Annotated in this window: 7 protein-coding genes; all 7 read left to right on the top strand. The window is 33.9% G+C overall.

All coding sequences use genetic code 11. The features are described 5' to 3' along the window. Positions 1–658: glycosyltransferase family 4 protein (locus ABIL69_11330; GenBank protein ID MEO0124580.1), on the top strand; the 658-nt coding region annotated here is incomplete at its 5' end. Positions 659–663: 5 nt separating this feature from the next. Beyond that, entirely contained in the window at positions 664–1,824 is a 1,161-nt protein-coding gene (locus ABIL69_11325; protein ID MEO0124579.1) for a glycosyltransferase family 4 protein, read from the top strand. 20 nt (positions 1,825–1,844) lie between these two features. Continuing rightward, positions 1,845–3,533 (top strand): asparagine synthase-related protein, encoded by a 1,689-nt coding sequence (locus ABIL69_11320; protein MEO0124578.1) that lies wholly within the window; start codon positions 1,845–1,847, stop codon positions 3,531–3,533. Between the two features lie 6 nt (positions 3,534–3,539). Beyond that, complete coding sequence (locus tag ABIL69_11315) at positions 3,540–4,721, top strand: glycosyltransferase (protein ID MEO0124577.1); 1,182 nt, start codon at positions 3,540–3,542, stop codon at positions 4,719–4,721. Then, a complete protein-coding gene (locus ABIL69_11310; GenBank protein ID MEO0124576.1) occupies positions 4,718–6,070 on the top strand; it encodes a hypothetical protein in 1,353 nt (450 codons plus the stop codon). The genes ABIL69_11315 and ABIL69_11310 overlap by 4 nt, the downstream gene beginning before the upstream one ends. Positions 6,071–6,072: 2 nt before the next feature. Beyond that, positions 6,073–7,125, top strand: a complete 1,053-nt coding sequence (locus ABIL69_11305) for a GNAT family N-acetyltransferase (protein MEO0124575.1) — start codon at positions 6,073–6,075, stop codon at positions 7,123–7,125. Then, positions 7,118–8,224, top strand: a complete 1,107-nt coding sequence (locus tag ABIL69_11300; GenBank protein MEO0124574.1) for a hypothetical protein — start codon at positions 7,118–7,120, stop codon at positions 8,222–8,224. The genes ABIL69_11305 and ABIL69_11300 overlap by 8 nt, the downstream gene beginning before the upstream one ends. Positions 8,225–8,479 lie beyond the last annotated feature (255 nt).

Genomic DNA, 8,479 nt, shown 5'->3' with positions numbered 1-8,479 from the left:
TAAAATTAATGTTATCTATAATGGCGTTGACCCACATATAATACAAAATAATTCCATGGAGGCAGAGAAAATACTTGAAAGCAGGATTGGCATTAAACTATCCGGCCGGTTCGTTATTGGAATGGTAGCAAATTTCTCACCACAGAAAGACCACGAAACCGTAATAAAGGCTGTGTCACTTTTGGCAAAAAAATTTCCAGAATTGGTAGTTGTCTTTGTCGGCTCAGAGAAAATTGCTGAAGGTACTGGATGTTTGGAAAGATTAAAATCTTATGTTAGTGAAAATGACCTTGGAAATTATATCTATTTTGTTGGTGAAATGAGTAATGTCTATGCGGTAATCCCACGGTTTGACATCGGACTTTTAATCTCCAATTTTGAAGGATTCGGCAATGCCCTTGTTGAATACGCCATGGCAGGCAAGCCAATAATTGGAACCGCGGTCGGGGGAATAAAAGAGATCATCAACGATAATGAGAATGGGTTTTTAATCAACCCCGGTGACTATGAAGAGCTTGCACGAAAAATTGAACTGCTTTTAACTGATTCAAAATTGAGAAATAAAATGGGACAAATATCAAAGAAGGTAGCATTAGAGAAATTTTCAGTTAATACCTGGGTTGATAACGTATGTGCCCTTTATGAAAGGATTTTATAAAACGCATGAATGTAGTTTTCGCGGCTGACTATGTTGCCCAAAGTCCGGGGGCATTTATAACGAGCTTAAAATATCTTGCAGAGCGGCTAATTAATAATGGGAATCGGGTTGCTTTTCTTTTTAGTGAAGACCGTGACTATCTAAATGAACTTAAACAATTTGGTACAGTTTTTATCTGTAGGAAGACAACAAATCGTAAATTCAGTATAGAATCGATTTTTAATTTGATGAGGGCATGTAAAAAAATTGATGCGGATTTGGTCCATATACAATTTATAGGCCTTGCTTATTTATTCGCGGCGATTACTTTAAAAATTTTCTTAAGATATAAATTGATAGTTCACTGGCGGTGCATTCCTGAAGGAGCAATTAAAGATGACCTTTATCATAAATTCACCCCATTATTGTACAAAATCTTTAGTTATATATTTATTGATACCCATATTGCAATAAGCAAGACAATAAAAGAGATTTTGATTAAAAGAAATTTTTCTCCATCCAAAAAGATTCATATTATATACAATGGAATTGATGCTAACGAATTTTTAAATTCTGACCATAAAGAAACGCAGACTTTAATTGAACAACTGGCGGGCAGAAAGATATTTTCAAAATCAATAGTGGGGATGATTGCAGATTATTCAGTTGAAAAAGACCATGAAATGTTTATTAAAGCCGCAGAATTGGTTTTGAAAAAAAACAATAATGTTATTTTCCTATTGATTGGTTCAGAAAGGAAATATTTCGGAACTGGAATGAAAGGAAGGTTTGCTAAAATGATCGAAACACTCAATCTCCAGAAAAGTGTAGTACTCATTGATAATTGCCCTTATGCTACAAGAATTATATCTGGTTTTGATATAGGAGTATTATGTTCACACTATGAAGGATTCGGGAATGTATTAATTGAATATATGATGGCAGGTAAACCGGTGATTGCAACTGATGTCGGTGGTATCGCAGAAATAATACAGGATGGAATAACAGGTTATTTAGTTCCACCAAAAGAGTATGTTGAACTCGCAGACAAAATATTGTTTTTATTGAAAAATTCTGAATTAAAGACCAGAATGGGGGCTAATGCCAGAAGGATAGCCAAGGATAGGTTTTCGTTATCTTCCTGGGTTAATAATATGTGCGCACTCTACAATTCTTTTTCAATTTAGTAATTTGTCATTGAGTTTGTATGCTCATATATTGTGGAAATTCAGAGGTAATAAGAGACAAAATACTGAAATTTTACAGCAAAGATAATGTTATATGTGCTGAGGGTAGTATATTAATTTTGAAGAACAACACAGGAGAAATTCAGAGAATTGAAAATTCAAAGAAATCAGTAATCTTTGCCGAAGGCTATATTCTGAATATTAATAGAGATTTTCTTTTATCATTGCTTGAACCGGAGAACAAATGTTTGCTAAGAGAATTGGAAGGATGTTTTTCTGTTTTCATATGGGATAAAAGCCAAAACAAAGCGATTATTATCGATGATAAGTTGGGATTGAATCCTCTGTATTACACATTTACTGCTCAAAATGAAGTACTATTATCAACTGCTCTCGAAGATTTTGTACATATATTCGGTCGTGCACTAAGTATTGACTTAAACGCCCTTGACCAGTACGCAGCATTCAATTATGTTCTCGGTGAGAGAACTTTTATCAAAAATATTTTACGTTGTGAACCGGGCACAGTAATACTCTGGGATAACAGAAATGTAATTAAATATAATTACTGGAATGCGACTGAGTTTATACTGGGTGAACGAATTTCAGAGGGGAAATTTCTAAAAGAATTTCCGAAAACAATGCTTCGGGTAATATCTGACTGGATTCACGGGATGAAGAGAGTTGGGGTATTACTTTCGGGAGGCTATGATTCAAGAGCAATCCTCTCATGTCTTTGGAAACTTGGTGTCAAGGGCTATGCCTATACTTGGGATAATCCTGCAATTGAGGAAACAAATATAGCCCAGCACCTTGCGAAGGCCACTGGTTTTAAATTGCGGTTTCTCCCTTTTTATCCGGAAGAAGAAAATATCGAAAATCTAATTATGGAGGTGGAAAAATTAACTGATTTTTCCTTTCCACTTTTCCATATTGGTCGTTACAATGCAATAAAACAAATTTCGGGTGAAGTTGATATAATCTTTTCCGGACAGGGTGAATTGATAAGGTTCACTCCTGTGCCTAATGACTACATTTCCCGTACCACATTGAGATATATATACGGAAGCGATGATAATATTGTTGAACACTTTTTCAAAAATGAAAATGCGGGGGAGATTTTTAAAGATTTTTCTTACAATCACTTAAAACCCGTTGAACAATTGACTTGCTTCCTATTGTATTATGCCTACAGACATGATTATGGAATGCTCAGATATGGCGAGAGCAAAATAATTCCTGTTGCAATGCCATTCTTTGATGGAAGAGTAATTGAGTTGCTACTGAGGAGTCCATTTTCAATTGCGCGTCTAAATTCCTGGAAAAGAAATTTCTTTTTTATCTTAAAAAACCGGAAGATTTATTATAACTTTGTTAAACAAATGGCACCTCATTTACTGGCGATCCCGCTTGACCGGGGTTATCTACAGAAGTTTGATAGCAGTTATCTTAATATAATTCTGACCGGCGTCGGAAGTCTTAAAAATGCGCTCAGTTCTAAACAGAAGGAGAAGAAAATACCTCCCTGGTGGGGATTTGTATATAACTTACTATCACAGAACGAGACGTTAGATAGAGAATTTTATGACAAGCAGAAGATTAAGAAATCTTTAAGAAAATTTCCATCCTGGTCACCTGAAGAGAGTTATGAATTAGAAAAGGTTGCAAGGTTTGAACTTCTTTATCGTCATTTTTTTAGGTCTAATTAAACAGAAATGGGGAAAAAACCAAGAGTCTGTATAATTCGTCAGTATTACTTCCCTAAGGAAGCACACCTACGCCGTGATGTAAACGCATTAATTGAGGGCGGTTTTGAGGTGGATGTTATTTGTGCAAGGGATAAAGGCGAACGACTATACGAAAGATGGAATGAGGTTGATATATATAGAATACCCGTAATCCATTTAAGAAAGGGAATATTAAGATATATGTATGAATATCTCTATTTTTTTGTCAGAGCAACCTTGCTTGTTACTAAATTGTTTTTCAAAAAAAGATATGATTGCATTGAAGTTGATACTTTGCCCGATTTTTTAGTATTTTGTACAATCATTCCTAAATTATTCAATACCCGTATTATTCTTTATCTGTTTGAGAACATGCCATTGCTCTTTTCTGATAAATACAATGTACCGAACAGGCATCCTTTAATAATATTTCTAAGAATGATTGAGTTGCTAAGTGTAAAATTTGCTGACCAGGTAATCATAACACATGCACGTTGCGAAAAATGTTTTGAAAATAGTGTTATAATACTAAATGTACCAGATGAAATGATGTTCCTACCCGTCAGAGAAAAAAATAATGATAAAACGCCTGCTCATTCTGATATCTACAATGCAAAGGAAGTAGTAAAAATTGTTACTCATTCAACACTTACTGAAATCTACGGTATTCAGAATATAATCAAGGCCGTTGCACTCTTAAAGGACAGATATACTAAGATAAGGTGTGAGATAATAGGTGAGGGTGAATATAAGTGGGAATTAATGAGTCTTGTCAGGTTACTCCACCTTGATGGTTATGTTCAATTTAAGGGGTATGTTGCTTTTGAGGAGATGTCCGGATTTCTAAAAGACGCTGATATAGGGATTGTTTCTGTGTTGAGCGACTATCTGTTGCCTAATAAGTTATTTGAGTATATAGCTTTGAAAATTCCGGTGATATGTTCGTCAGTAAAGGCAATTAAAGATTTTTTTAATGACGATGCATTATTCTTCTATACCCCACATGATTATCGAAAACTTGCAAAGCAAATCGAATGGGTTATGTTCCACTATGACATTGCATTAGATAAGGCAAAAAAGGCATATATGATATACCAAGAATATAGTTGGTCTAAATTAAAGAATATCTACATCTCTTGTCATCATCCATTAGCGAGGAGGCAATTATGAATTTCACAATTTTCCTGCAATTAATGGTAGGAATTTTCATTGCTATATTCATGGTGATTTTTCTCATAAGGAAGTGGAATGAATTACCATTGATTCTTCTCCCACTGGTCTGGTATCTTCCCGAACAAACATCCGCAGGTAGGCTCTTGGAAAATTATATGTTTATTAGATGGTTTACAATCGTTTTGATACCTGTTATAATTCTTATTGAGGTCCTGCGGCGAAGATATTTTTTTAAGACATTGACTGTTGGAAAAACTGTGTCAGCAATTGCTTTGTTTGTTTTATTCACAGTTTTTTCATCAATAATAAATGGCATTTCGTGGGTTGAAACAATAGGATATCTTGCCGTTTATCTTCGGTATCCGCTTTTCTATATTCTATTAATTAACATAAACTGGGAAGAAAAGACAACACAAAAATTCATAGTTTTATTTCTATTTCTAATTTTTATCCAACTTCCCGAAGTTATTTATAGACATTACTTCCTCGGGATTACTGGAGACGATATTTCTTGGTCCCTTGGTGCCTGGGGAACAACAAACCTTGGAATTTATAGTATCTATGCTTCATCCATTATTGTCGCACATGGCTTGCATGTTCGCTTTACAATATGGCACATTCTCGGGATTATTCTATTATTCTTGTTCGCACTATTTGGCGAAATTAAATCAATTGTGATCTGGCTTCCGATAACTATCTTAGTAACTTTCTATTTTTATCCATTTAAGACAAGAGTAAAGAAATATTCGGTAATATTTATTACATTGTTGGTCGGAGTCATTTTCTTCCAGATATTCTATACTAACTGGCAGAAATTACATGGACGCAATATCGCCACGATCCTGCAGACAACCTATCTGACCCTTGAAGGTGAGGTCGCTACAGAAACTAAATACTCAGCATACCGATTAGGAATATTGTTGCAGGTTTGGGAAGAAGTAAAAACTAATACTACCTTCCTTATATTTGGCGAAGGACCAGGCTCGAGTTTAGTTGGTAATTTTTTTGGTAGGCCCGGTAGAATAACACAAGTTGTAAGCAATACTAAAGACACACCGAATCAAATTGCCTCTACAATACTGGATGTTGGTATCGTGGGGTTACTACTGTATTATTTAATACTAATTGTACTCCTATTAAGTATCAGAGAGAAGATGCTTGCTAACAACAACAATACGAGCAAATTGTTTAACATATTGAAAACTGCTTATCCCGGAATGATTTTCTATTATCTCTTCATTGGGCCCTTATATCACCCGGTATGGCGGTTTGACGCTGCTTCCTTTATTTTCTATTTTGTTTCCGCAGAAATTTACCGCCGCGCAGCTGTTTCTGCCCCAAAATAAATATGGCATCAACTATTTCTATCATTTCTTTACCAGACAGCCGTTGGGATGCATTTGTTCATCAACATCCTGATGGGACAATTTTTCATACCTCACACTGGGCAACGGTCATTCAAAAAACATATAGATATGAGCCTTATTTTATCATCAGTGAGACTGACGGCAACATTTATGTTGCTATTCCCTTTTTTGTTATTAGGGGACAATTAGGGAAAAAAAGGCTTGTCTGTTTACCATTTACTGATGAATGTTCGCCATTATTTGTTGCTGAAAAAGATTTGGAGGACACAATGTCTCTAATTATGGGAATGAGAAAGAATGGGGTTATAAGCGGTATTGAAATCAGAAGTAAAAATTTTGATTTTGCAACCAAATTTGATTTTAAAAAATATTCCTATTATAAATTATTTCTTCTTAATCTTGACCAGGGATTGAATTCGATCTGGAAGAATTTTAAACAGAAGTCAATCCGCTATCCAATTAAAAAGGCACAGCGATACGGTGTAGAAATAATAAAGAGTACCGAACCCGAGGATATGAAGATTTTTTATAAACTCAATTTGCTCACACGCAAGAAACACGGTGTTATACCTCAACCTTATCGATTTTTCAAGAATATTTTTACCGAAATTTTCAATCAGGGATTTGGCTTCTTACTTATTGCAAAATATAATAAAAAACCTATAGGCGCCAGTATTTTTTTTACTTTTAAAGATACATTATATCATAAATTCAACGCATCTGATGTCAATTATCTTGAGTATCAACCCAATCATTTGATTCTATGGCATGCAATCCAATGGGCTGTAGAAAATGGTTACAAAACCCTTGATTTGGGCAGAACTTCGCCTGATAATCACGGTTTAATGGCTTATAAGAGACATTGGGGCGCTGATGAAATTGATTTATTCTATTATTATTATCCCGAAATTAAAGGTGTCAGTGCTACAAAAGAAAGTAGTAAGAAATACAGAATGATAAGTTCGGTATTGAGTAAAATGCCTATATCAATATTAAAAATATCAGGAAATTTGCTTTATAAATATTTTGGCTAACATGGGTGAATTAATAAAATTTTGGAAAGTATCAAAAGAGCATGAATTTTTCTTCAAACCTTTTGAAATGCAATTTGAACAATTTCTTTTTGAAAAATATCAAATTGATCAATATGACAAGAAACTTAAATTTTTTTATGCAGTGAAATTTTTAATCCCACGGATTCTGCAAATTTTTTTGAGAAGAATAAAAGCAAGGTACATAAGAAATGATTTTCCACACTGGCCAATTGAAACCTATCTTGAAGATTTTAAAAGAAAAATTATGAAAGATATAGATAAAAGAATTCCTTTTATCTGGTTTTGGCCCGATAACAAGAATTTTGCCTTTTGTTTAACACACGACCTTGAGAGTGAAAGAGGTTTAAGAAAAATCGATAAAATTTGTAAAATAGAAAAAAAATTTGGATTTCGCTCAACCTGGTTTTTTGTCCCTGAAAGATATTCTATTTCTGATGTGCTTATAAATGAACTAAATGAGCAAGGTTTTGAGATTGGCATCCATGGACTGAAACATGATGGTAAACTATTTGGCTCAAGAAAAATTTTTGAAGAGAGAATGAAAAAGATTGAAGATTATGCCCTAAAATGGCGTGCCAAGGGTTTTCGCTCTCCTTCTTTATTAAGAAATTATAAATGGCTAAAAGATATACCTTTTGAATACGATTCATCTTTTCCCGATACTGATCCTTATGGACCTCAACCTGGAGGCTGTTTATCAATTTTTCCATTTTTTATCGGGAATATTGTAGAGTTACCAGTTACATTGCCTCAGGATCATACCTTATTCGAAATTTTAAAAGAAAAAAATATAAATATTTGGAAAGAAAAAATTAACTGGATTGAAAAAATGCACGGGTTAGCCTTGATTATAGTTCATCCTGATTATTTTAGCAGTGATGTAGAGAGACACTACTATAAATTATTAGAATTTGTTTTAACTAAAAATAGCGTGTGGTTTGCAAAATCTATAGATATTACTAAGTGGTGGCGAGATAGAGCCAATTCTCAATTGGTAAATGAGGGATATAGCAAATACATTATCTCTGGCCCAGCTGAATCGCGTGGTAGCATACATTATATTGAAAAACTTTTTTAGAATGTATGAATTCGAATAAACCGATTATTTTTTAAATTCTTTTTACAAATGTTCATCAGATTATGTGCATTTTGGAAAATTTCGATATTATTTAAGATGGTTTTTGCTATCGACAGCTATTATTTTATAAAAAACCAATTCTAACCCCGTCTTTCATCAAAATAAAATCTTACCCAAATTAAATTTAGATTCTCAGGCGAATAAGGGTATAATTTTAGAATTGAATTAATCATGCTCTTTACTCCCGTGATTATA

The sequence above is a fragment of the candidate division WOR-3 bacterium genome (assembly GCA_039802005.1).
GTDB lineage: Bacteria > Hydrothermota > Tepidihabitantia > SM23-42 > JAOAFX01 > JAOAFX01.
Note: the sequence above shows the minus strand (reverse complement) of the source record. Positions and strands in the feature narration are given on the sequence as shown.